The 541-nt window shown below is 62.3% G+C and carries 1 protein-coding gene; it reads right to left on the reverse strand.

Annotated features, from left to right (window positions below; genetic code table 11):
- Positions 1-541: molybdopterin cofactor-binding domain-containing protein (locus AC1DX0_RS36965; protein ID WP_477359640.1), on the reverse strand; the 541-nt coding region annotated here is incomplete at both ends.

The raw sequence follows: 541 nt of genomic DNA on the forward strand, positions 1-541 counted from the left end.
GAATCGTAGACGCAGCCGTTTGGCGTGGTCCACGGCATTTCGGGGACATAGTTGCGCTTGCGCATGACATCGGGTGCGATGCCCATCTCATGGGCGCAGATGTCGATCACCCGCTCGAGGAACCAGACATTCTGCATTCGCGAAAAGCCGCGGTTGGGTCCCACGGGGCATTTGTTGGTCATTGCCTGGCGGAAATCGATTCGCAGGTTCTGCAATCGGTAGGAGGCCGGGGCGACCTGGCTCCAGATGACAGCGCCGAGAGGCTCATAGCGCGGATAGGCGCCGCAGTCGTCGACATGCCGCGCGTCCACGGCGGTGATCTCGCCATCGGCCCTGAGCGCGACACGGATGTCCAGGAAGGTCCGCTCGTTTCCATGTGCGCTGCCCTGCAGGTGCTCGCGTCGCTCCTCGATCCACTTCACTGGGCGATAACCCACCTTGCGCGAGCACAGCGCCGCAATCATCAGATAAGGGTAGAGGTTCTGCTTGATGCCGAAGCCGCCGCCGATATCTTGTGTGCGGATGCGCAGTTGCTCGGGCG

It is taken from the genome of Mesorhizobium sp. P3_A9, from assembly GCF_056402975.1.